This window comes from Mesorhizobium sp. M7A.F.Ca.MR.148.00.0.0 (assembly GCF_003997735.1).
GTDB lineage: Bacteria > Pseudomonadota > Alphaproteobacteria > Rhizobiales > Rhizobiaceae > Mesorhizobium.
This window is the reverse complement of sequence record NZ_RZTB01000295.1, coordinates 1-1,065: the sequence shown is the minus strand read 5'-3', so window position 1 is coordinate 1,065 and position 1,065 is coordinate 1. Positions and strand designations below refer to the sequence as shown.

At 64.9% G+C, this 1,065-nt stretch carries 1 protein-coding gene; it reads right to left on the bottom strand.

What is annotated here, in order from left to right:
• Window positions 1-1,065 (bottom strand): chaperonin GroEL (gene groEL / locus EOB49_RS34050; RefSeq protein ID WP_127383516.1); only part of this gene is annotated, 1,065 nt, incomplete at both ends.

Genomic DNA, 1,065 nt, shown 5'->3' with positions numbered 1-1,065 from the left:
GCCGCCGCCAGCCGACTCCTTCTTCGGAGCCTCCGCGATCATGGCTTCGGTGGTGACCAGCAGGCCGGCGACCGAGGCCGCGTCCTGCAGAGCCGTGCGCACAACCTTGACCGGATCGACGATACCCAGGGCGATCATGTCGCCATATTCGCCGGTCTGGGCGTTGTAGCCGAAGGTCGCGCCCTTGTTCTCAAGGATCTTGCCGGCAACGATCGATGCTTCCGCACCGGCGTTGGCCGCGATCTGGCGGGCCGGAGCCTGCAGCGCACGACGAACGATGTTGATGCCGGCGGCCTGGTCGGCGTTGACGCCGGTGGCCTTGATGTTGGCCGAAGCGCGCAGCAGCGCGACGCCGCCGCCTGCAACGATGCCTTCTTCGACGGCCGCGCGGGTCGCGTTGAGGGCGTCATCGACGCGGTCCTTCTTTTCCTTGACTTCGACTTCCGTCGCGCCGCCGACGCGGATCACCGCAACGCCGCCGGCGAGCTTCGCGAGACGTTCCTGCAGCTTCTCCTTGTCGTAGTCCGAGGTGGTCTCTTCGATCTGCTGCTTGATCTGGGCGACGCGGCCCTGGATCTCGGCCTTCTTGCCGGCGCCGTCGACGATGGTGGTGTTCTCCTTGGAGATCGACACCTTCTTGGCGCGGCCGAGCATGTTGAGGCCGACGTTCTCGAGCTTGATGCCGAGGTCTTCCGAGATGACCTGGCCACCGGTGAGGATGGCGATGTCTTCCAGCATGGCCTTGCGGCGATCACCGAAGCCCGGCGCCTTGACGGCGGCGATCTTCAGGCCGCCACGCAGCTTGTTGACGACCAGCGTGGCCAGAGCCTCGCCTTCGACGTCTTCCGAGATGATGAGCAGCGGCTTCGAGGTCTGCACGACGGCTTCGAGAACCGGCAGCATGGCCTGGAGGTTGGACAGCTTCTTCTCGTGCAGGAGGATGTAGACGTCCTCGAGCTCGGCAACCATCTTGTCGGCGTTGGTGACGAAGTAGGGCGAGAGATAGCCGCGGTCGAACTGCATGCCTTCGACGACTTCGAGTTCGGTCTCGGCGGTCTTGGCTTC